This is a genomic window from Mycobacteroides franklinii (genome assembly GCF_001853795.1).
Taxonomy (GTDB): domain Bacteria; phylum Actinomycetota; class Actinomycetes; order Mycobacteriales; family Mycobacteriaceae; genus Mycobacterium; species Mycobacterium franklinii.
Genome location: NZ_MLIK01000019.1, coordinates 776486 through 797215, shown reverse-complemented (window position 1 = coordinate 797215; position 20730 = coordinate 776486). Strand labels below are relative to the sequence as shown.

Sequence of the window (20730 nt, the reverse complement as noted above, 5' to 3'; positions counted from 1 at the left end):
ACGAAAGGACGCTTGACCTGATGCTCGCTCATGCCGACTTCACCCTGCACATCACGTTCGCGTCCGGATGATCATCGGACTGTTCATCGCGGACAACGTCGTTCACCCGTATCCGGCAGCCGATCTGGCCTCCGTGTACCTGCGCCGAGATACTGCCGGACACCACGGTGAGAGTCGTTGTCTCCGTGTGAGACCACGGAAGCACGTTCAAGTCGACCTGGTGCGGATGACCGTCGATATCGATGTAGCTCAACATTCCGCCATTCCCGACCGAACCGAATACCTCGTACGTGAGCGTCTTGGGGGTGAACTCCGGAGGCGCCTGTGGCGGGTTCACGGTGAGCACGGGTCCCGGGGCGGACAATTCATGCACCTTGAACATCGATCCCCCGGCCACACCGAGCGCGATGACGGCGACCAGTGGCATCCACGCGCGCGCCAGGACCGTTCTGCCAACCGAACGTGGACTCACCCGGCCACCTTTCCCCGACCTCGCGCCGCCCGTATGTCAATGAAACTGACATGAGTACGGTGCAGAATGCTATCAGCCAAACCTGGGAATGCGAGAGTCAACTTCTATCGGGCTGAAAGTCCGTTAGGTGTCGTCAGGACACCCGCGGCAGTCGCCCTTTCAGGCGTCTCATCCGGAGCACCTGCGCGGTGATGTTGATGGACGAGATCATGGGAATCACCCCGAGGAACGTTCGCTCGGAAGGCGTGGCTCCGTGCAATTGCTCAAGACTCCCGAGCACATAAAAACAGCCCAGACTGAAAATGGTGGCCGGGATGGAGAACGCCCACAGCGACCCCCGGTCGGCAATCGCCTGGCGGGCGAAGTGAAGTTCCTCCACCGACATCTGCTCGCGTTTACGGACCTTCTTCAGCACAAACGGGTACCCGCCCACGCTGTCGGCCAGCGGCGATGCCGTCTGCTTCCTGAGACGCGTGGTGTACACGAACATGCACGTGGCGAAGACCAGCAGTGCCACGAAGGCCAGGACCGCCAGGCAGCCGAAGAGGTGCCAGTTGTGCCCTAAGAAGTTCCAGTTCATCGCGCCGTCCCTTCGCCTCACTATCGAGGAATTCCTGTGCAGATATTCGGGGTTTCCCGGGAGCAAGTCAAGGTCCCTGACACTGTCGTCGACTCGCCAGGTATCGCGAACACCGAGTTGTAGGTGTGTTGTACTGGCGTGATGGCCGAGTCTGGCGAGCTCAACGAGGTGGTTGACGCGGCGCTCGAACGGGCATTGCTCGGCGGCCCGCGCAAGTACACCCGCTCGCAGGTCTCCGAGCTGTCCGGGGTACCCGTCGAACGCGCCCGGAAACTCTGGGTGGCACTGGGCTTCGCGGCAGCCGAAAGTGACGACGAGGTGGTGTTCACCGACGCCGACGTCGCTGCTGTCCGCACCTTCTCGGCGCTGGGCGCATCGGCGGCAGCCAACGAGCAGAGTCAAATTACCGCGGCCCGCACGCTCGGGCAGGCCATGGCACGACTGGCCGAGTGGCAGGCGGATCTGCTCACACGCGAGGTGGGAGAGCGCATCGCGGCGGAAGGAAAGGATGCGACGGCCAAGTCCAGCGCCGACGCCGCCGCGCAAACCATCTCGACACTGACGGCGATACAGGACTACGCGTGGCAGCGGCACTTGGCCGCCGCGCTCCATCGAACGAACGAATCTGGTAGCACCACAAGACAATTACTTGTCGGATTCGCCGACATGGTCGGCTACACCCGCCTCTCGCGCCACCTGGATCCCGATGAGCTGGCCAATCTGCTGGAGGCATTCGAGACCGCCCTCACCGAAGCGATCACCACACACGGGGGCTGGGTGATCAAGAACGTCGGCGACGAAGTCATGTTCGCGGCGCCGAGCGCGGACGCGGGCGCGCGCATCGCAGTCGCCATGAACACCGCGATCACCGAAGCCGCGCAAACCATTCCGGACATGCCCCAGATACGCATGGGTATGGCGTACGGGCAGGTGCTGAGCCGCTACGGCGACCTTTACGGCACCGTGGTCAACGTCGCGGCGCGATTGACCGGCGTGGCCCGACCAGGAACCATCCTGCTCGACGACGGCGCGGCCGCGGCGCTGGGCGACGACGGTGAGTTCGCCCTGCGTCACCTGCGCGGCGTGCGGGTCAAAGGCTTCTCCCGATTGGGCTCACACGCGTTGCGCGTGCGAAAGCGCTGACATGTCCGGAACACACTGAACGGATACGAGAGGACATCACATGGCTGAGTACGTCGAGGAGACGGTCTTCGAGGCGCCCCGCGACACCGTCTATGAACTACTCGCCGACCGTGAGGGATACAACGCGTTTCTGCCCTTCACCGTGAAACTGGTGCGTCCCGGCAGTACCGAACGGCAGGGCGTCGGGGCGATTCACCGCATCGGCATCGGCCCCGTCGGTGTCAAGGAAGAAATCCTTGAACTCGTTACCGGGGAGCGCATTCAGTACCGTGTGGTTGCCGGCCTACCGGTGCGTTCTCATGTCGGGACCATTACCCTCGCCGATCACCCGCACGGCACGGCGGTGCGCTACTCGATGGAGTCCACTCCCTTGATTCCGGTACCCGATGCGGTGATGGTCTGGGTGCTGCGTAAATCCATGGCAAGCCTTGTTACCGGGGCGCGGCGTGAAGCGGCACGCCGCGGCTGAACCTTCAGCCCGCCGGGCTAGAGTCGCGGCGTGCCCAGGATCAGCGCCTCTTCCGTGGAAGAGCACCGCGAGCAGGTGCACCGTCGGGTCTTCGAGGCGTTCGCCCATCTGATGTCTGAGCAGAGCTTCGATGCCATCACCATGGCGAAGCTGGCCACGGCCGCGGGGATCGGGCGCACGGCGATCTACCACCACTTCGCCGACAAAGAAGCCGTCATCGTCGAATTCGCCTCACATGAGACGAGCCGCTACCTCGAAGGTTTGCGCGCCGCACTGGCCGATGTCAGCGATCCGGCACAACGGTTGAGTATCTACATCCGGCACCAGCTTGAAACCGGCCAGCAGTTCCACATGGGGTTGGGCAACCAGCTGTATGGCGCATTGTCCCGGGACGCCGCGGTGGCGATCCGGGAGCATGTGGTCGCCGTCGAGGAAGTGCTGCTCGAGATCCTGGCGGAGGGGGTGGCTGCCGGGGCTTTCGTCGTCGAGGACCAGGCCGCGACGGTTTCCCTGATCCACGCGTGCCTGGCGCCGCGGCATCTGCCGGTCGCCGCGATTGAACGTTTCGTGCTGCGCGCCTTGGGCGTAACCCCGTAGGCCCCACTTCCCCGAGCAGTCGTGCTAGGTTTCTGACATCTTGTCAACATGATCTTGACAAGTTGTCACATAAAACTCGAGGTCAGGAAGTCCGCGACATGACCCTCAGCTCTCCCACGGTTCCCGACGCCGCCGCATCGCTCTCGCTGGCGATGCGTGATGGTTCGCGCGCCGAACACGATGCCGCCGAACAATCGCCGTTCCTCTCCGAATTGCTCGCCGGCAAGGTCAACGGCGACGGCTACATCGACTATCTGCTGCGACTACAGGTGGTCTACACCGCCATCGAAGACGCCGTGCGGACACATCGCGACGACCCCCTGGTCGCGGCGGTCTACGACCCGGTATTGGAGCGGCATGACGCGCTCAACGCAGACTTGGAACACTGGGCACCCGGCACGTCCCGGCAGGTGAATTCTGCTGCAGCGCAGGCCTATCAGGATCGCGTAGCCGGCTCCGACTGGAGCGGGGCTCTGTTGGCGCACCATTACGTCCGGTACTTGGGCGACCTCTCCGGAGGACAGGCCATCGGCCGCATGCTCGACCGCGCGTTCGGCCTCGGCGGGGCTGGGTTGTCGTTCTACGACTTCCCGATGCGGCCGAAGCCCTACAAAGACGCATACCGCGCCCGCCTGGATGAGCTGGGGCTTAATGCGCAGGAACGGGCGCGGATCGTTGACGAGGTCAAGGTCGCATTCGGTCTCAACCAGGCAATTTTCGACGAACTGACGGCCAACCTGAGCGCGTACCGGCGCTGAGTGGATCGCCGCGCTGGCCTCGACGCATTCGCCGCGCAAATTTGAGTAATGGACAATACATAATTCCGGCCAATAATTTACATATGCAGTTCTTATTACGTCTCTTTACTTAAGCGTACTTTCTTGACCGCATTTATTGCGCATAAGGGGCTTTTCTCGATACGCGAGACCCGATTCGTACGTCACGAGAAGCTCGGTATGAGCACGTTCCCATCACGGTTGCGTATCACCGAAACAAGCGATCAGTCGTAACCAGAATTCCCCTCTGAGCTGGCAGTTAACAATAAGAATGCGATAAGTGCGCCGGAGGCCCAAAACTCCTTAAGTCACGGACGCAGCCCCTTTTCCATATCAGCTTCATAACCTGCCAGATCTCGTCTGGACCCAATTTCCGGAGCGCTATAAAGTTCAACCAGAGAATTTCAACCGCGTGATTTACACGCACAAGCTAGGGAGTCGGGTCGGTGGCGATCAACTTCGATCGAGTAGTTATTCAAGTAATTGCCGGTGCGGGATTTGGCGTGGCCGCCGTAGTGCTGAGCCCCTACGCGACCGCAGCCCCGGTAATCGGCGGGCAGTACTCCATAGAGGACGGTGCCGGCGCCTCCGGCAAGGGTGCGCTGATCGGTGGACCCGCCGCCGGACCAGGACCGGTGGCCGGCGTGCCGATTCTGCCGGGGCCTGTCGCGGCACCCGTCGTGCCTGCCGCACCCGTCGTGCCTGCCGCACCGATTGTCCCTGCGGCGCCAGTGGTTCCGGCCGCACCCGCAGTCGTACCGGCGGCAGCACCCCTCGACGGTGGAATAGCCGCGGGGCCTGTCGGCGGCAAGGGCGTACCCGTCGCTTCTACGGTGCCGGGCGGTCCGACACCGGGCGTACCGATTCCGGCCGGCCCGGAAGGCTACTGACCGCCAGATCCCATTCACGGACGATGCCGAGGCTCCCGAAAGGAGCCTCGGCATCATTGCTATGTCAGGAGTTGCGTATCTACTAAATGATCTGTGCCTCAGCAGGTCTCACGGGGCGTGCTGTTACTCCTGCACAACCACCGGGTCGCCGACGTTGACGTTGTTGAAGTACCACTCGGCGGCCGCCGGAGCCAGACTGATGCAACCGTGGCTCACATTCTCGTAGCCCATCGCCGGCACGGCCCACGGAGCCGAGTGCACAAAGAGTCCTCGGTTGGTGAAACGTACGGCATTCTCCACGTCGATCTTGTATCCGTCGGGAGCTGAGACGGGAATGCCGACACTGCTGGAATCCATCAACACCGAGCGTTCCTTCCCCAGGACCGAGTAGGTCCCCAGCGGGGTTGGATACTCCGGCCGGCCCATTGAGGCAGGGAAGACCCCCTCCTCGCCCATCCGGGGAAGATGATGGGGCGCAGGCAATCCCGCGTCCTCCGCAGGGTTCCGCCACACTCCTTCATAGGACACGGTAAACGTGTGCCGCGAAATGCTCGCGATGCCGATGAGGGCCGGACCCGTCGAAATCTCCGCGGGCTTGCCACCGACCATCAGCTTCACGGTGCTGTGTGAGGGCCAGAATCGGTCTGGAATCCATTGCACGACGTTGTTATCGAGCCATTCGTACTTACCCGTCATGGAAGGCGTCGACGTGATTCCCAGCGCGCGCTCGGCGGCGTGCCGGTCGGCGACGGGACCATTGAATGTCACCACCACGGGGTGCGCGATACCTACCGGCTTATCTGGCGCTGGCGCAATCGATCTGACGCTCAGATCAATCGGCAGGCTGACTGCTGTCGTCTCGACGTCGACAGCATGCCCGGCGAGTGTCGCGCCAACAACAGATACCGCCACAACTATGTGAAGAACTGCCCTCATCGGCCCGACCCCTCTGGGATGACTACTTCGTCATGAACGATGTGATCGTAAGTACGCGTCAACACCCGAAGTAGCGGGCGCGCTTACTGTTTCGGTAACGCGTTCCCCACGTTTTGATAACGAAAAAGTCGGCCGACCGGGCCCGCTAACTGATCTCGCGAAGACCCCAAATTATGGGGCCTCATCAGGGGTTTTCCCCAGAAATGAGGACGGTCAACAACGGGGCCATCAACGCGACAATCTCGTCGTCGCTGGCGGCCGCCAGATCAGGCATCTGCAGGAGGTAACGCTGGCTTGCGATACCCATCAACACGGCGCTCAACAATGCCGCTCGCAGCCGCGCGTCGGGCTGGTCGATGGTGGCTGCCACGGAGCTCACCGCATGGTCGGTTACCTGCTCGCGCAACAACTTCAGGGCATCCTCGCTGGTCATGCTGTTGCGCAGCAGCACGGCCATGGGGCCGTCCGGCTCGGCTGCCCATCCGGAAAGCAAGCCGCGTAGGTAGTTCTCCGCTGTTTCCGCAGGGTCCTCCACGGTGAGGTCATCTACCGGGATTCGCCAATGGACAGCCTCGCGAAAAAGGTTGCTCTTGCTCCCGAAGTACTGGATGACCGACGACTTGTCCACGTCGGCCGTGGCCGCGATCCCCCGAATCGTGGCCTTCTCGTACCCGACCTCGGCGAACACCTGCCGGGCCGCCGACAGGATGCGTTGTCGGGTCCGCTGTCCCTTGCGCTCGGGTGCAGGTGAAGACATAAGGACATCCTCGCAGGAATAAAAGTAGACACACGTTGAGTTATTGTGGTCGAGAGCATCGATACGAAGGGACAGAAGAATGACACAGGTAATCGACTGGGACGGCGCCTACCGCGAAGAGGACCAGCCTGCGTGGAACATCGGTGAACCCCAGCCCGAATTCACCGCACTCATCGACCAGGACGGCGTCGTACGCGGCGAGGTGCTCGACGCCGGCTGTGGATACGCCGAACTGGCACTGGCCCTGGCCGCGCGCGGACACACCGTCGTCGGGATCGATCTCACCCCCACCGCGGTCGAGGCCGCCACCGCCGCAGCCGCCGAACGTGGTCTGCACACCGTGACGTTCCAACAAGCCGATATCAGCTCGTTCACGGGCTACGACGGCCGATTCTCCACCATCTTCGACAGCGGCCTGCTACATGCACTACCCGCGGCACTACGGGACGGATACCTACAGTCCGTACATCGCGCGGCCGCGCCCGGCGCCTCGTTTTACATTCTGGCGTTCGGTACCGGCGCCTTCCCGGATCACGACGGGCCGGCGCCCACCCAGTTCTCCGAAGACCACGTGCGCGATGTCGTCTCGAAGCACTGGCACATCGAGAGCATCCGCCCCGCGCGTCTGCAGGCAGGCACTGGGCAGGCAAGCGTGCAGCTGCCCGGATATCTCGTGACGGCTCGCAAGGTCTGAGCCGCCCGGGTATGACCTTCACCCCCAACGAACAGGAATTCCTGCGCCAACAGCCCATCGGCCGCCTGTGCACCGTCGGGCCGGACGGCGATCCGCAGATCAGGCCGGTCGGCGTACATCTCGGTGCGGACGGCGCGACAATCGAGATCGTCGGTCACGCCTTGGCGTCAACCCAGAAGTGGCGCAATGTGATCGGTAATCCGCGGGTGGCCTTCATCGTCGATGAAGTGGTCTCGGTGAAACCTCCGCGAGCGCACGGCGTGGAGGTCCGTGGGACCGCGGAGGTGCTGTCGGGCCACGGCAGCACCGACGGCGGGCTGAGCGGCGACATCATCCGCATCACACCGCACCGGATCATCTCGTGGGGAATCGACCACCCGGACACACGCGCCCGACACGTCTAGACCGCTCCATGTACGTGCCGCACGCCATCGGCCATGCTCTGCGGTATGCCTGTGACGATCGAGAAGCACGACCGGATCTGCGTTATCCAGCTGAACCGGCCAGAGAAGCGCAACGCCATCAACCCCGAGATGACTCTGGCGCTGGACGCCGCTCTGAACGAGTTCGAAGACAATGACGACCTGTGGGTGGCGATACTCACCGGCTACCGCGAGGGATTCTGTGCGGGTACCGATCTCGCCGAGTCCTCCGGCCCACGCACCGAACGCGGCGGGGAGTACGGGGTGATCCGGCGATCGCGCCGCAAGCCATTGATTGCCGCCGTCGAGGGGATGGCCCTCGGCGGCGGAATGGAGATCGTGCTCGCCTGCGACCTGGTGGTGGCGTCGGCGTCGGCGACCTTTGGGCTCCCGGAGGCCCGCCGTGGGGTCATTGCCACCTGTGGCGGACTATTTCGCGCACAGCGCGCACTGCCGCTGAACATCGCGCGGCAGATACTCCTCACCGGCGAGCCGATATCGGCTGATCGCGCCTACCAGCTCGGTTTGGTGAACGAGGTGGCCGATGACGGCGCAGCTCTGACATCCGCGATAGCACTTGCTCAGCGGATAGTGCTCAATTCGCCTGTGTCCGTGCAAGAGAGCCTGTTGGCGACACACAAGGCGTTCAGCGACGCCGACACCGCAGGCTGGCGCGACACCGAGACCGCATTGGCGGCAGTGCTGCGATCCGCGGATATGGCCGAAGGAATCTCAGCGTTCTTCGGACGACGTCCACCTGAGTGGAAGGGCAAATAGCCCGGTTCCTAATGAGCCGCGTTACGCGCGAGGTCGATCGCGTACTGGTTGACGAAGGTGCCCGCCCGCGGGTCCCCACGATCACAGGAGCCGTCGGATTCACCGGGACGCTTGACCCACAGGTAGGCATCGACGTTCGGGTTGCCGGTGGCCGTGGTCGGCGGAGTGCCCAATGCACGACCGCTGGGGTTGCACCAGTAGAGCGCGTCAGCGGTGGGGCCGGCACCGTTACGCGAGGTATCGATCACGTAGTGCGCGCCGTTGGTCATTCCCGAAATCGCGTCGCCGTAACCGATCTCCTCATCGGTGGTGAAGAAGTTCGCGGTGTTGAGGCTGAAGCCTCGCGCCTTGCTCACGCCGACGTCGTTGAGCCTGGCGGCCATGGTGTCGGCGCTCACCCAGCGCGAGTGACCGCCGTCGACGTACAGGGCGGTGGCCGGATTACGAGTCAGCGTGTCGACGGCGTAACGCATCAAACCGAACCGTTCCTGGCGCTGGTCCGCCGACAGGCAGTCGGCCATGGCCAGGGCGTCCGGCTCCAAGATGATCACCGCCGGACCGGAGCCCACCGCGGACGCGACACCGTCGATCCAGCCTTTATACGCATCGGCCGACCCGAAGCCACCGGCGGCAAAGCTGCCACAGTCGCGGTGTGGGATCGCGTAGAGCGCCAAAACCGGTGTGGCACCAGAGGCTTGCGCCGCGCTGATGTATTTGGCATCCACGCTCGGGGACGAGACGTTATCCATCCAGTACGCCTGCGGCGTGTTGGCGATGGTGGTCAGCTCGGGGCTCCCCGCACCCTGCGCGGCCCGCATGGCCGCCGAGTTCGGGTTGACGTAGAACCCCTGACCATCCAGCGGGTTGTCGGCCTTGGCCACCGGGCCCACCAGCACGCCCAGGCACATCGCGGCCAGGCAGGGGGCGATCCATCGCACTACAGCACCAACAGCTGAGGAAATCACCTCAGAAAACTAGCGGCCGTCGTCCATGATCGCCAGTCGCGCTGGCGTTACCTCAGCATGGTGTGCGCGGGGTCATCGACTTCCTGCTGGTCTTCACATGCACCCCAGTCATTGATGAGTACGCAGCCGTCTCCACCGTTCTGTACGCCAGGCGGGTCCTGTACGCAATCACCGATGGCGTTTTCTTGCTCGCACATGACGCGGATCTGCGGCATCTCCTGCGCCGTGGGCGTCGCGACCTGATAAGTGCTTGCCATTGCTATTGCAAAGGCCCCTGCGACGATTCCTCTAATAACAGTCACCGTGGTGCCCTCCCTTCTTTCCGTGGGCACAACCCCTGCCAACGATTTCTCGACAGCGGCGTGCGCGGGAGTCGGTGGTCAACGGTCTGACTTCGAGTTTACGACTCAACCAGCACGACGGAATGTGATCTCGATAATCCCGCCGATGGGTTCATCAAGCATCGGACGTTCGCCGATGTGCGGCCCGCCGCCGAGACCGGCCTGCCGGTCGGCATCAAGTCCGCGGTCGGCAACATGGACTTCTGGGATCAGCTGGTCGCGCATATGGCCTCCGGGGTGCGCGGCGTCGACTTCATCACAGTCGATGGCGGAGAGGGCGGCACCAGAGCAGCGCCACTGATTTTCAGCGAATCGGTGGCCTACCCCTTCCAGATCGATTCGCGGAGGTGTACTAGCGCTTTGCCGCCGCGGGCATCACCGATGCGGTGACATTCATCGGCTCGGGCACGTTGGGGCTGCCGGACAACGCGGTGGTCGCCTTCGCGCTCGAGCTGTCGATCGGGTGCATCCAGTCCCAGAAATGCCACACCGACACCTGCCCGACGGGTATAGCCACTCAAAATTCCTGGTTGACAAGGGGACTCGATCCGACGCTGAAATCCGAGCGGGCCGCCAACTACATCAAGACACTGCATCGCGATCTGCACAAGGTGTCGGAGACCTGCGGTGTAGAACACCCGGGTCTGATCACCACCGACGACCTGGACATCCTCGAAGGTGTCGGTTCCAAGACACCGCCACGCGAGGTCTACGGATATCGGGCCGACTGGGGCCTGCCCTCGGCAGCGGACCGGGCAGCGATCATCGCGTTGATGAAGGGAAGCGACAGCAACCTCGTTCCCGCCCCCCTCTGACGAGTACCCGGAGGCAGCCGGCAACAGCGTCCATAACCACAGAGCTGGCGCGCTAATGTGCTCTGGTCGACATCAGCGAACATGTCGATAGAAAAGTTGGACACATTCATGACTGCACCAGTAGACGCGTCGGCTCTGGAAGCGCGAGTTGGCCACTACTACCAAATGGACGGCCCTTACCTGGTTGGCCGCGAAAAGGTGCGCGAGTACGCCCGTGCCGTGCAGGACTATCACCCCGCGCACTGGGAGGTCGCCGCCGCCGCGGAGCTGGGTTATTCGGGACTGGTGGCGCCGCTGACGTTCACCTCTACCCCGGCCATGGCGTGCAACCGGCGCATGTTCGAGTCGGTGGTGGTCGGGTACGACACCTACCTGCAGACCGAAGAAGTCTTCGAACAGCACCGCCCGATCGTCGCTGGTGACGAGCTGCACATCGACGTGGAACTGACGTCTGTGCGCCGAGTAGCCGGCCGAGACCTGATTACGGTGACCAACACCTTCACCGACCTCGCCGGCGAGCGGGTGCACACCCTGCACACCACGGTTGTCGGTGTCACCGCCGACGAGATCCATCCCGGAACGATGGCCGCCGTGCAGAAGGCGATGATGCACGATGTCGACTTCTCCGGAATCGGCACATCCGAGGACAGCTACGTGAAGACGGTGCGACCCGAGGGAGAGGTTCGGATCGCCGGGGACACCGCCCGCACCCCGGGAACGCCGTCATTCGACGAGGTGAAGGTGGGCGACGAACTACCGGTGCATCACACCCGACTGTCCCGGGGCGATCTGGTCAACTACGCCGGCGTGGCCGGCGATGCCAACCCCATTCACTGGGATGAGGAGATCGCCAAGCTGGCCGGCCTGCCCGACGTGATCGCACACGGAATGCTCACCATGGGGCTCGGTGCCGGATTCCTCTCCGCGTGGTCGGGCGATCCCGGCGCGGTCACCCGCTACGCGGTGCGGCTTTCCGCACCCGCGATCGTCTCGGCCGCCGAGGGCGCGGACATCGAGTTCGGCGGCAAGATCAAATCGCTGGATCCGGAAACTCGCACCGGCGTCCTCATTGTCACCGCGAAGTCCAACGGTAAGAAGATCTTCGGCCTCGCGACGATGAACGTCCGCTTCGGCTGATCTGACAGGCCCGAGCTCTTCCGTTAGAGCTCCACAACACGGCCGTTGTCGACCATCCAGGAACGGTCCAACCGAACGTTCTGCAGCATTCGACGGTCATGTGTCACCAGCAGCAGCGCGCCGTCATACGTCTCCAGAGCCTCCTCAAGCTGCTCGATGGCGGGCAGATCCAGATGGTTCGTCGGCTCATCGAGAACCAACACATTGGTGCCACAAGCCTGTAGCAGCGCGAGTCCCGCACGGGTGCGCTCACCGGGCGAGAGCTGATCTACCGTCCGTTCCACATGGTCGGCACGCAGCCCGAACTTTGCGAGCAAGGTCCGCACATCGGCTGTCGACCAAGACGGCACCCGCTGCTCGAAACGATCGACCAGCCGGTCGGCACCGGTGAAATCGGCACGCGCTTGGTCGATCTCGCCGACTGCGACGTTGGCGCCCAGACTCACCCGCCCCTGATCGGGCTGCTGACGCCCCAGCAGTAGCCGCAGCAATGTCGACTTTCCAGCCCCATTGGGGCCCGTGATACCGATCCGTTCTCCGGCGGCAACCTGAAGCGATACCGGCCCGAGACTGAAATCGCCTTGCCGCACAACGACATTCTCCAGAGTCGCGACCACCGAACTGGACCGGGGCGCGGCGCCGATGGTGAATTCGAGCGTCCATTCCTTACGGGGTTCGACAACTTCCTCGAGGCGGGCGATCCGGCTTTCCATCTGACGCACCTTCTGTGCCTGTTTCTCGCTGGACTCAGAGGACGCGCGACGCCGGATCTTGTCGTTGTCCGGAGCCTTGCGGATCGCGTTGCGCACACCCTGGCTTGACCATTCCCGCTGTGTGCGGGCACGTGCCACCAGGTCGGCCTTTTTCTCCGCGAACTCTTCGTATTGTTCGCGCCGGTGCCGACGCGCGACCGCACGCTCCTCCAGATAGCTCTCGTATCCGCCCCCGAAAACCGTGGTGATGTTCTGAGCCAGATCCAGTTCGAGAACATGAGTGACACTGCGCGCCAAGAACTCACGGTCGTGACTCACCAACACCACGCCACCGCGAAGATCCCGCACAAAATCCTCCAGCCGGGCAAGCCCGTCGAGGTCAAGATCGTTGGTCGGCTCATCGAGCAGAACGATGTCGAACCGCGATAACACCAGGGCCGCCAATCCGACGCGTGCCGCCTGCCCACCCGACAAGGAAGTCATCAGGGTCGTCTCCGGTCGCACCGCTTCCGTGCCGAGGCCCAGATCGGCCAGCACCGTGGGCAACCGCTCCTCGAGATCGGCTGCGCCCGAGGCGAGCCAGCGATCAAACGCGGCGGAGTACGCGTCGGCCGGATCCGAGGAGTCTTGAGCTTGGTCGGCCAACGCCGCGGCCGCCGCTTCCATGGCCAGCGTCGCCTCGACACATCCGGTACGGCGCGCGATGTAGGCGGCCACCGTCTCCCCCGGGATGCGCTCATGCTCCTGCGGCAGCCACCCGATGAACGCGTCCGCCGGGGCGGCACTGACGGTGCCCTCGAGCGGTTCAAGATCTCCGGCGAGGATCCGCAACAGTGTGCTCTTGCCGGCGCCGTTGGCGCCCACGACTCCGATCACATCGCCCGGGGCGACGGTCACATCGAGCCCCTCGAAGAGGGTGCGATGGGCGAAACCCCCAGCCACATTCTTCGCGACAAGCGTTGCCGTCATCGGTCCATCGTCCCATCACCGCGGGGCGATGGAATCCACGCACACCGGAGCCTTGAGCCTTGTTAGCATCACGCCGTGCACGACTCGTCGGCGTCCGATCAGCACGGTGCAACATCCTTCGTATCGCGACGTGTCGTGCTCCGATACGCCTTGGCAGCGCCACTGCTCTTGGGTCTTCCGATTCTCACCGCGCCGCGCGCCTCGGCGGAGGGACTGCGGCTGATCGATTTCACCGAGCGGCTGGTCACTCCGGATCAGATCAAAGCGGCAGGTTACGCCGGTGCTCTCGTCTACGTATCCGAGCTGCGGCCGGGTGCGACCTTTGACTTCAAACCCGTCACCCGTGAATACACCGACGGACTACGCGCGGCCGGGCTGCACGTCGTGAGCTGCTACCAATACGGCAAGCCGGGGTGGCCAACCCCCTCGGACTTCACCCGCGGCTACGACGGCGGCGTTGCCGATGCGCAGACCGCGCTACGTCTGCACGGCGCCGCCGGCGGTCCGACGTCCGCGCCGATCTTCTTCAGTGTCGACGAGGACATCGACGAGAAGGCCTGGAAGACGCTGGCGGTCCAATGGTTCCGGGGTATCAATTCGGTACTGGGCGTTCGTCGCACCGGTATCTACGGGCACGCGCGGGCCTGTGCTTGGGCGATCAGCGACGATGTGATCGGGCATTCGACGACGGCCGGATATCGGTGGGCCTGGCAGACGCGGGCATGGTCGGCTGGGGTGCGTGAGCCGGCAGCGGTCCTGTATCAAACCGCGGTCAACACCGAGGCCAATCCCGGGCCGCTCATCGACGACGTACACGTTGACGTCGACGATGTTCTAGCAACTGATTTCGGACAGTGGTCTTTGCCTCGGTGACGCACAAGGGCGCAGTTCCGGCCCGCCAGCGCGCCAGCCTCAGAGGAATCCGGCTCGAGTACCGCAACTAGATCAAAAGCGCCCTCACAGGGACCTCACAATTTGAAAGAAGGTTACGCTAACCTACGTTGGCTGACCCGATTTCATGGCGCGGTCGGCGAGCACTGGAGAGGAGACGCCAGGTAGCCCGTCCGTGGTCCTGGAAACCGGTCAATGATGACTAACGAAATTGATTCCCGCACAGTCGATTCGATGGTCGAGGCGGGCAACGAATCATGACGGCCCCGCTGTGGATGGCAGCTCCTCCTGAAGTGCATTCGGCCTTGCTCAGCAGCGGCCCCGGCCCCGGATCGCTCTTCGCGGCGGCAGAGGCCTGGCGCTCACTGAGCACTGAATACTCCTCGGCAGCAAACGAACTCACCTCCACACTCGGTACGGTGCGGGCCGGCACCTGGAACGGACCGAGCGCCGAGCAATACCAGGGCGCACATGTGCCCTACCTGAGTTGGCTGCAGCAGACCAGCGCCGTCAGCGCCGGGGTGGCCGCCCAGACCGAGACCGCGGCAACGGCCTATAGCGAAGCACTGGCCACCATGCCCACCCTGGTCGAACTCGCCGCGAACCACGCGACGCACGGCGCGCTGGTGGGCACCAATTTCTTTGGTATCAACACCATTCCCATCGCCCTCAACGAAGCCGACTACATCCGGATGTGGATACAGGCCGCCACCGTGATGAGCACTTATCAGGCCGTCTCCGAGACCTCGTTATCGTCTGCGCCCCCAACGACTCTCGCGCCACCGGTGCTCGCGCCGGAGAATCGTACGGTCGCACGGGCCGCGGCCCAGGACGCAACGAAGCCACCACCGATCGTGCCCGATCCGAACGACCCCATCGAGATGTTGCTGAAGAACTCGCAACACTTCCTGGGCATGTATCGCGCGCTCAAGGGACTGATCACCGACCCCGTCGGCACGATTGTCCGGATCATCATCGACTTCTCCACCAACCCGGCGGCAGCCTTGGTTACCTGGCAGCCGCTGTTCTTCGTATTCGCCTACGCCGCAACATTCGGCGTGATGGGAACGCCTCTCTACGCGGCAGTCTTAGGCCCCGCGGCAGGGATAACGCTCCCCCTCGCCATCACCCTGGCCGGACTGTCCCAGATGCCCGAGGTGCCGCCGGCCGATGTGCCGGCCGAGGCTGCCCCCGCGCGCATTGACCAGCCGCACGCGGTCGCGATGGGCGGTGCGCCGGCGGCCCCGGCGAGCAGCGCCGCACCCACCCCGAGTTCTACATCCACGGTGACGCCCGGCTCTGCCCCGGCGCCCACGCCACCGCCCGCCGGTGCCGAAGGCCTGGGTTACGCCGTTCGAGGCGACGGTCCCGGATTCGGGTTCGGACCAACCATGGGTCAGAGCACCGGCGCCACGGCACACGCCCCGAGCAGTGCCGTCGCCGCCGCTGCCGCACTGGCCTGCAACCCCGGAATGGCCAAGAGCCGCAGGCGACGTCGCAGGACCATCGAGGACCGCGGCTATCGCCACGAGTACGCCACCATGGACGACAACATCCCCTCCGGCCCTGACGATTCCGTCTCTGTCACCGCGTCTACCACTGGCAACGGACGGCTCGGCTTTGCCGGCGTCCACCCAACATCACCGACCATCGAGGCCGCCGGCCTGTCCACCCTCAGCGGGGATGTGCAGGAGAACCGGACTGTCCCGATGCTGCCGGGAACCTGGGACGCCGCCGACGACGACCACGGGGCCCGCTAGCTCGTCACGCTAGGGCCCGGACGAGTCTCCCCCGCGACAGCTTGACCCGTCGATCCACTAATATGACCGCGTAGTCATATCGGTATCGACGTGGCTAGCACAGACTTGAGAGGGATCCCGTGTCCGTTCGCCGTACTGTCCAAGAGTTCGCCCAGCGCCGCACGCTGCTCCCCGACCGAGTCGACTCCGTGCTTTCCGGCCCGGGCCGTGATGTCAGCGAGCTCACGGTTGTGGTCACCGGAGCCTCCGCCGGGATCGGCCGAGAGAGTGTCACACAGCTGCGTGCTCGGGGGGCCCGAGTCATCGGCGTGGCCCGCCGTGCGGACGAGCTGCAAAAACTCGCGGCAGAGACCGGCTGCGAGTGGCGCACCTGCGACCTGTCCAGCGAGGACGAAATCGCCCGACTGCTGCAGGATCTCACCGACCAAGACGTGGATGTGTTGGTCAATAATGCCGGGCATTCGATCCGTCGTCGCATTGTCGATGCGTCCGGCCGGCTGCACGATTACCAGCGGACCATGGCGCTGAACTACTTCGCGGCCGTGCAGCTGAGTCTGGGGTTGTTGCCCGGAATGATCGAGCGCGAACGGGGCCAGTTCGTCAACGTCTGCACATGGGCCCTGCATGCCAACACGTTTCCGCGGTTCTCCGCATACGCCGCCTCAAAGAGCGCGCTGGCCATCTTCGGACGCAGTCTCAACGCCGAGCGGCCGCACCCCCACGTGCACGCGACCAACGTGCATTTCCCGCTGGTCCGCACCGAAATGATCGCCCCCACAACTGAATACGATGACGCTGCAGCATTGTCGGCCCACGAGGCCGGCCGCTGGATCCTGCGGGCGATAACCCATCAACCGGTAGAGGTCAATCCCGCCGTGTTACGCGCATTGCTGCCCGCAATCGATCTGTTGTCCCCTACAGCCTCGGATAGCACCATCGCCTCGATTACGTAGGCCGACCCGTGCGGCACTATTTCGCGTAAAGCAACGGTGCCGAATAACGCTTCGAAACCATTGGTGCACAATAGATCACGCTCACGCCGGACGACTATCCGTCGTGTTCTCGACTATTTAACGCTCTATTCGGGAACTTCGCAGGCAATCAGGCTGCAGGCGTGTTTCAATTGCCTCACGCGCCGCCCGAGCGAGAAGGGGATTTCGTGTTCGTTATCCATCCCGCCCTTGCGACACGGCCCCTACGATGAACCGACGCAAACGGTCAAAAGGCCAGGCCGGCCGAATACTTGGCAAATTGTGGATGCCCTTGGTGGCGCTCATTGTCATCGTGGTCGTCGGTTTTGGGGTGAATCGCATTCGGGAGAAATCGCACGCGATCAGCCACCCGCCGGACACGCACCCAATCCCCGCCACAGTTGTGCAGATCAATCCCAAGAATGTCACCTACGAAGTATTCGGCAACCTCGGCAATAGCGGAAAAGTGTCCTACGCCAACCTCAACAGCGAACCTGTCGACGTCGTGCTGACGTCGCTGCCGTGGTCGGTCTCTGAAACCACGATGTCGTCGGCGGCCTCGCTGAGCCTGGTCGCTCAGGTGGACGGCAACTCATTGGGGTGTCGCATTCGGGTCAATGGTGAAGTTCGAGACGAACAGGTCGTGAATCATCCCAGCGCCGCGGTCGCGTGCACGGTGACGGCAGCATGACGTCGAGTCAACAGCCGCCACCGCCCGGTGACGACGAGGACACCGGCCCGGTGCCGGTACCTACCCAACGCGCGGTGAGGCAAGAGGCGCAGAAGCACCCCGCACCCGCACGGTTGCTTCGGGTGCTGGCGATTCCGGTAGTGATTTTCTGGGTCATCGCCGCTGCCGTGCTGAACATCTTCGTGCCCACCCTGGAAGAAACCACCGCGGCCAACGCCAAGGCCATGATCCCCCGGGACGCACCATCATCGGCGGCTGCCATCACCCAGGGTCAGGACTTCAAGGAGTCCGACTACACCAGCATGGCCGTCGTCCTGCTGGAGACCCAGGGCCGCGCGCTCGGCGAGCAGGACCACCAGTACTACAACAAAATGGTGCGCGGACTGCTCGATGACAAAGAGCACGTGCAGTCGCTCATGAATCTGTGGGGTGACCCGGTCACGAGGTCAGGCCAGCAGAGCGCAGACGCGCACGCCGCAACACTGACCGTGCGGCCCGCAGGCGATCTCGGTGATGCCGACTCCAACAGGTCGATCAAAGCCATCCGCGGCATCGTGGAAAAACTCGACAAAGAAAAACCCGACGGCCTCAGGGTCTACGTCAGCGGTCCCGCGCCGTTGGCCTCGGACACCCTCAACGCCGCCGACGAGAGCATGGTCACCCTGACGATCGTCACCATCGTGGTGATCATCATCATGCTGCTCATCGCCTACCGATCGTTCACCCGGGCGATCATTCCTCTTGTCGGCGTGTTGATTACGTTGGCCACCGCGCGCGGCGTGGTCTCGCTGCTGGTCGAAAATCACATCATCGGGATCTCGTCGTTCGCGATGAACATGGCCGTATCCCTTGTCCTGGGTGTGGCCACCGACTACGGCATCTTCTATCTCGGCCGTTTCCAGGAAGCGCGACGCGCCGGAGAGGATCGGGAGTCGGCGTACTACACCTCGGTGCGCAGCGTCGCGCACGTCGTCATCGGGTCCGGTATTGCGATATCCGGTGCGTGCCTGTGCCTTAGCCTCACCACGCTCGACTACTTCCGCACTCTGGGCCCGCCATGTTTCGTGGCGATGGTCGTCGCCGTCATCGCAGCCCTGACCCTGGGTCCGGCCCTGCTGACCCTGGGCAGCCGGGTCCCGTGGCTATCCGCGCCGGCCAAGACCAGCCCCGCCTGGCGCAAGCTGGGCACCGTCATCGCCAAATGGCCCGGAGCGATGATCGCCGTTGCGGCGCTGGTGATTCCGCTGTGCATCGCGAACCTGGCCAACTACACGGTGAGCTACAACGATCGCGACTACGCGCCGAAGAGTGTGGAATCGTCGCGGGGGTACGACGCCGCGGACCGGCATTTCCAGCCGAGCCAGCTGTCCATCGACACGCTGTACATCAAGGCCGATCACGATATGCGTAACACCACCGACATGATCAGCCTGGATCGCGTCGCCAAGAATATTGTTCGTACGCCGGGTATTTCGATGGTGCAGAGCATTACCCGCCCGAACGGACGGCCGCTGGAACATGCCTCGCTTCCTTATGCGATGGGGTCGATGGGCACCAAGATCGGCCAGAACCTCGGATTCTTGAAGGACCGCGTGGCCGATATCGACACCATGGCCGCGCGCATGGGCGACATGATGACCTCGACCAAGAAGATGGCCGAGATAACCGGCCAGCTTTCCGCGGGCACACAGATGTCCGTAGAAGCGTCAAGGGGTTTGAAGGCCGCGATGGACAAGACCCGCGACAATCTGGCCAACTTCGACGACTTCTTCCGGCCACTGCGCAACTACATGTATTGGGAGCCACACTGTTTCGATATTCCCATCTGCTGGGCCATGCGCTCACTGAACGAATCGATCGACAACATCGATGAAGCGACCTCACAACTGGGCCCGATGGTTGATGGGCTGAGCATGGTCGATGCGGCCACCCCGCAGATGATCACCCAACTCAACGCGACGGTGCAGAACATGGCCGTCATGCAGCAGTTGACGCTCACCATGCAAAGCCTCTTCCACGCCACCATTGCCCAGCTCGAACCTATGATTAATCCGATGGTGGACATGGGGCAGGCCTTCGATAACGCCAAGAACGACGATTTCTTCTTCATGCCGCCGGATTCATTCAAAACCAACGACTTTCAGGTTGGACTGAAATTCATGATGACCCCCGACGGCAAGGGTGCCCGGATCCTGATCTACCACCAGGGCGAGGCCATGAGCCCGGAAGGCATCGATCAGATCCAGCGCGCCGAAACCGCCGCGCATGAAGCCATCAAGGGCACCTCACTATCGGGAGCCCAGCTGATGATGGCCGGCGCCTCCTCGAATTACCGCGATGTGCAAGCCTTCTCGAAGAACGACATCCTCACCATGATGCTGGCGACATTCGGGCTGGTGTTCCTGATCGTCATGGCCATCACCCGAACCCTGGCCGGCTCGGTGATTGTCTTGATCACTGTGGTGCTCTCCTTCCTGGGCTCCCTGGGACTGGCCGCCTTCATCTGGGAAACACTCATCGGCATTGAATTACACTGGCTCACACTGCCCATCGCGTTCATCGTGTTGGTGGGTGTCGGCTGTGACTACAACCTGCTGCTGCTCTCCCGATACCGCGAAGAACTCTCCGCAGGTATCCGCACCGGCCTGATCCGCACCATCGCGGGTTCGGGGAACGTGGCCGTCACCGCGGCCTTCGTGTTGGCCGGCACCATGCTGGCCATGCTCTCCAGCGACGTGGTCAACATCGGGCAGGCCGGATCTACCATCTGCATCGGCCTGATCTTCGACATGATGATCGTCCGGCTGTTCCTGGTGATGCCACTGGCCAGAATCCTCGGACCATGGTTCTGGTGGCCGCAAAAACTACCCACTCGCGAGCCTGCTCGGTTCCGAGATCAGCCGGGCCCCGGACCGCGATCAGACGAGAAGGCCGGCACCCCAGCGTGATCGATCGGGCACAGTA

General features: G+C 63.4%; 22 protein-coding genes and 1 pseudogene. 15 read left to right on the top strand and 8 right to left on the bottom strand.

All coding sequences use genetic code 11. The annotated features are described in order from the left end of the window. Window positions 1-28: 28 nt before the first annotated feature. Together BKG76_RS11705 and BKG76_RS11700 are read right to left on the bottom strand one after the other, a co-directional pair. Complete coding sequence (locus BKG76_RS11705) at window positions 29-427, bottom strand: MmpS family transport accessory protein (protein ID WP_083338019.1); 399 nt, start codon at window positions 425-427, stop codon at window positions 29-31. A gap of 178 nt (window positions 428-605) precedes the next feature. Continuing rightward, window positions 606-1052: a hypothetical protein gene (locus BKG76_RS11700; RefSeq protein WP_070937785.1), complete on the bottom strand. Its 447-nt coding sequence runs from the start codon at window positions 1050-1052 to the stop codon at window positions 606-608. Window positions 1053-1193: 141 nt separating this feature from the next. On the opposite strand from BKG76_RS11700, the gene BKG76_RS11695 reads away from it, so the two are divergent. The 5 genes from BKG76_RS11695 (at window position 1194) to BKG76_RS25155 (ending at window position 4927) form a co-directional block, all read left to right on the top strand. Continuing rightward, complete coding sequence (locus tag BKG76_RS11695) at window positions 1194-2195, top strand: adenylate/guanylate cyclase domain-containing protein (RefSeq protein WP_070937784.1); 1002 nt, start codon at window positions 1194-1196, stop codon at window positions 2193-2195. A gap of 40 nt (window positions 2196-2235) precedes the next feature. Continuing rightward, a complete protein-coding gene (locus BKG76_RS11690; RefSeq protein ID WP_070937783.1) occupies window positions 2236-2664 on the top strand; it encodes an SRPBCC family protein in 429 nt (142 codons plus the stop codon). 30 nt (window positions 2665-2694) lie between these two features. Further along, a complete protein-coding gene (locus BKG76_RS11685; protein WP_070937782.1) occupies window positions 2695-3261 on the top strand; it encodes a TetR/AcrR family transcriptional regulator in 567 nt (188 codons plus the stop codon). A gap of 98 nt (window positions 3262-3359) precedes the next feature. After that, complete coding sequence (locus BKG76_RS11680; protein ID WP_070937781.1) at window positions 3360-4019, top strand: biliverdin-producing heme oxygenase; 660 nt, start codon at window positions 3360-3362, stop codon at window positions 4017-4019. 464 nt (window positions 4020-4483) lie between these two features. Then, window positions 4484-4927, top strand: coding sequence for a hypothetical protein (locus BKG76_RS25155; RefSeq protein WP_070937780.1), 444 nt, complete (start codon window positions 4484-4486; stop codon window positions 4925-4927). Window positions 4928-5050: 123 nt separating this feature from the next. Here the strand turns inward: BKG76_RS25155 and BKG76_RS11670 are convergent, their stop codons facing one another. Continuing rightward, entirely contained in the window at window positions 5051-5845 is a 795-nt protein-coding gene (locus BKG76_RS11670) for a L,D-transpeptidase (protein WP_070939154.1), read from the bottom strand. Between the two features lie 202 nt (window positions 5846-6047). After that, window positions 6048-6620, bottom strand: coding sequence for a TetR/AcrR family transcriptional regulator (locus tag BKG76_RS11665; protein WP_070937779.1), 573 nt, complete (start codon window positions 6618-6620; stop codon window positions 6048-6050). Between the two features lie 79 nt (window positions 6621-6699). On the opposite strand from BKG76_RS11665, the gene BKG76_RS11660 reads away from it, so the two are divergent. From BKG76_RS11660 to BKG76_RS11650, 3 genes are read left to right on the top strand one after another with little or no spacing between them, the layout of a single operon-like run. Continuing rightward, a complete protein-coding gene (locus BKG76_RS11660; protein ID WP_070937778.1) occupies window positions 6700-7314 on the top strand; it encodes a class I SAM-dependent methyltransferase in 615 nt (204 codons plus the stop codon). An 11-nt stretch (window positions 7315-7325) separates the two neighbouring features. Further along, window positions 7326-7718 carry a PPOX class F420-dependent oxidoreductase gene (locus tag BKG76_RS11655; protein WP_070937777.1) on the top strand — a complete coding sequence of 131 codons (393 nt, stop codon included), beginning with the start codon at window positions 7326-7328 and terminating at the stop codon, window positions 7716-7718. Window positions 7719-7763: 45 nt separating this feature from the next. Further along, window positions 7764-8513, top strand: coding sequence for an enoyl-CoA hydratase-related protein (locus tag BKG76_RS11650; RefSeq protein WP_070937776.1), 750 nt, complete (start codon window positions 7764-7766; stop codon window positions 8511-8513). 8 nt (window positions 8514-8521) lie between these two features. Here the strand turns inward: BKG76_RS11650 and BKG76_RS11645 are convergent, their stop codons facing one another. The 3 genes from BKG76_RS11645 to BKG76_RS25150 form a co-directional block, all read right to left on the bottom strand. Continuing rightward, on the bottom strand, window positions 8522-9478 hold the full coding sequence (locus BKG76_RS11645) for a glycoside hydrolase family 6 protein (protein WP_191988852.1): 957 nt from the start codon (window positions 9476-9478) through the stop codon (window positions 8522-8524). Between the two features lie 47 nt (window positions 9479-9525). Beyond that, on the bottom strand, window positions 9526-9735 hold the full coding sequence (locus BKG76_RS11640) for a hypothetical protein (RefSeq protein ID WP_070937774.1): 210 nt from the start codon (window positions 9733-9735) through the stop codon (window positions 9526-9528). A gap of 150 nt (window positions 9736-9885) precedes the next feature. After that, window positions 9886-10044: a hypothetical protein gene (locus BKG76_RS25150; protein WP_165611509.1), complete on the bottom strand. Its 159-nt coding sequence runs from the start codon at window positions 10042-10044 to the stop codon at window positions 9886-9888. Here BKG76_RS25150 and BKG76_RS11630 point away from each other — a divergent pair. Further along, window positions 9967-10634 (top strand): annotated as a pseudogene (locus tag BKG76_RS11630) (glutamate synthase-related protein); the annotation flags it as partial. The gene BKG76_RS25150 and the pseudogene BKG76_RS11630 sit on opposite strands and share 78 nt — an antisense overlap. A 108-nt stretch (window positions 10635-10742) precedes the next feature. Then, a complete protein-coding gene (locus tag BKG76_RS11625) occupies window positions 10743-11771 on the top strand; it encodes a fused (3R)-hydroxyacyl-ACP dehydratase subunits HadA/HadB (RefSeq protein WP_070939153.1) in 1029 nt (342 codons plus the stop codon). Window positions 11772-11794: 23 nt separating this feature from the next. On the opposite strand, the gene BKG76_RS11620 is transcribed toward BKG76_RS11625, so the two are convergent. Continuing rightward, window positions 11795-13453: an ABC-F family ATP-binding cassette domain-containing protein gene (locus BKG76_RS11620; RefSeq protein WP_070937771.1), complete on the bottom strand. Its 1659-nt coding sequence runs from the start codon at window positions 13451-13453 to the stop codon at window positions 11795-11797. A gap of 75 nt (window positions 13454-13528) precedes the next feature. Here BKG76_RS11620 and BKG76_RS11615 point away from each other — a divergent pair, with 75 nt between their 5' ends. From BKG76_RS11615 to BKG76_RS11595, 5 genes are all read left to right on the top strand, one after another. After that, window positions 13529-14326 (top strand): DUF1906 domain-containing protein, encoded by a 798-nt coding sequence (locus BKG76_RS11615; RefSeq protein WP_070937770.1) that lies wholly within the window; start codon window positions 13529-13531, stop codon window positions 14324-14326. A gap of 275 nt (window positions 14327-14601) precedes the next feature. Next, window positions 14602-16104: a PPE domain-containing protein gene (locus BKG76_RS11610; protein WP_070937769.1), complete on the top strand. Its 1503-nt coding sequence runs from the start codon at window positions 14602-14604 to the stop codon at window positions 16102-16104. Between the two features lie 119 nt (window positions 16105-16223). Further along, window positions 16224-17057 carry an SDR family NAD(P)-dependent oxidoreductase gene (locus BKG76_RS11605; protein WP_070937768.1) on the top strand — a complete coding sequence of 278 codons (834 nt, stop codon included), beginning with the start codon at window positions 16224-16226 and terminating at the stop codon, window positions 17055-17057. 247 nt (window positions 17058-17304) lie between these two features. Continuing rightward, window positions 17305-17766, top strand: coding sequence for an MmpS family transport accessory protein (locus BKG76_RS11600; RefSeq protein ID WP_070937767.1), 462 nt, complete (start codon window positions 17305-17307; stop codon window positions 17764-17766). Continuing rightward, entirely contained in the window at window positions 17763-20714 is a 2952-nt protein-coding gene (locus BKG76_RS11595; protein WP_070939152.1) for an MMPL/RND family transporter, read from the top strand. The genes BKG76_RS11600 and BKG76_RS11595 overlap by 4 nt, the downstream gene beginning before the upstream one ends. Window positions 20715-20730: the final 16 nt, after the last annotated feature.

Bases quoted from the DNA above. Each gene is read 5' to 3' on its own strand.
- BKG76_RS11705 (WP_083338019.1), bottom strand. From the start codon at position 427: ATGCCACTGGTCGCCGTCATCGCGCTCGGTGTGGCCGGGGGATCGATG.
- BKG76_RS11700 (WP_070937785.1), bottom strand. From the start codon at position 1,052: ATGAACTGGAACTTCTTAGGGCACAACTGGCACCTCTTCGGCTGCCTG.
- BKG76_RS11695 (WP_070937784.1), top strand. From the start codon at position 1,194: ATGGCCGAGTCTGGCGAGCTCAACGAGGTGGTTGACGCGGCGCTCGAA.
- BKG76_RS11690 (WP_070937783.1), top strand. From the start codon at position 2,236: ATGGCTGAGTACGTCGAGGAGACGGTCTTCGAGGCGCCCCGCGACACC.
- BKG76_RS11680 (WP_070937781.1), top strand. From the start codon at position 3,360: ATGACCCTCAGCTCTCCCACGGTTCCCGACGCCGCCGCATCGCTCTCG.
- BKG76_RS11665 (WP_070937779.1), bottom strand. From the start codon at position 6,620: ATGTCTTCACCTGCACCCGAGCGCAAGGGACAGCGGACCCGACAACGC.
- BKG76_RS11660 (WP_070937778.1), top strand. From the start codon at position 6,700: ATGACACAGGTAATCGACTGGGACGGCGCCTACCGCGAAGAGGACCAG.
- BKG76_RS11655 (WP_070937777.1), top strand. From the start codon at position 7,326: ATGACCTTCACCCCCAACGAACAGGAATTCCTGCGCCAACAGCCCATC.
- BKG76_RS11650 (WP_070937776.1), top strand. From the start codon at position 7,764: ATGCCTGTGACGATCGAGAAGCACGACCGGATCTGCGTTATCCAGCTG.
- BKG76_RS11640 (WP_070937774.1), bottom strand. From the start codon at position 9,735: ATGGCAAGCACTTATCAGGTCGCGACGCCCACGGCGCAGGAGATGCCG.
- BKG76_RS25150 (WP_165611509.1), bottom strand. From the start codon at position 10,044: ATGCGCGACCAGCTGATCCCAGAAGTCCATGTTGCCGACCGCGGACTT.
- BKG76_RS11625 (WP_070939153.1), top strand. From the start codon at position 10,743: ATGACTGCACCAGTAGACGCGTCGGCTCTGGAAGCGCGAGTTGGCCAC.
- BKG76_RS11620 (WP_070937771.1), bottom strand. From the start codon at position 13,453: ATGACGGCAACGCTTGTCGCGAAGAATGTGGCTGGGGGTTTCGCCCAT.
- BKG76_RS11610 (WP_070937769.1), top strand. From the start codon at position 14,602: ATGACGGCCCCGCTGTGGATGGCAGCTCCTCCTGAAGTGCATTCGGCC.
- BKG76_RS11600 (WP_070937767.1), top strand. From the start codon at position 17,305: ATGAACCGACGCAAACGGTCAAAAGGCCAGGCCGGCCGAATACTTGGC.
- BKG76_RS11595 (WP_070939152.1), top strand. From the start codon at position 17,763: ATGACGTCGAGTCAACAGCCGCCACCGCCCGGTGACGACGAGGACACC.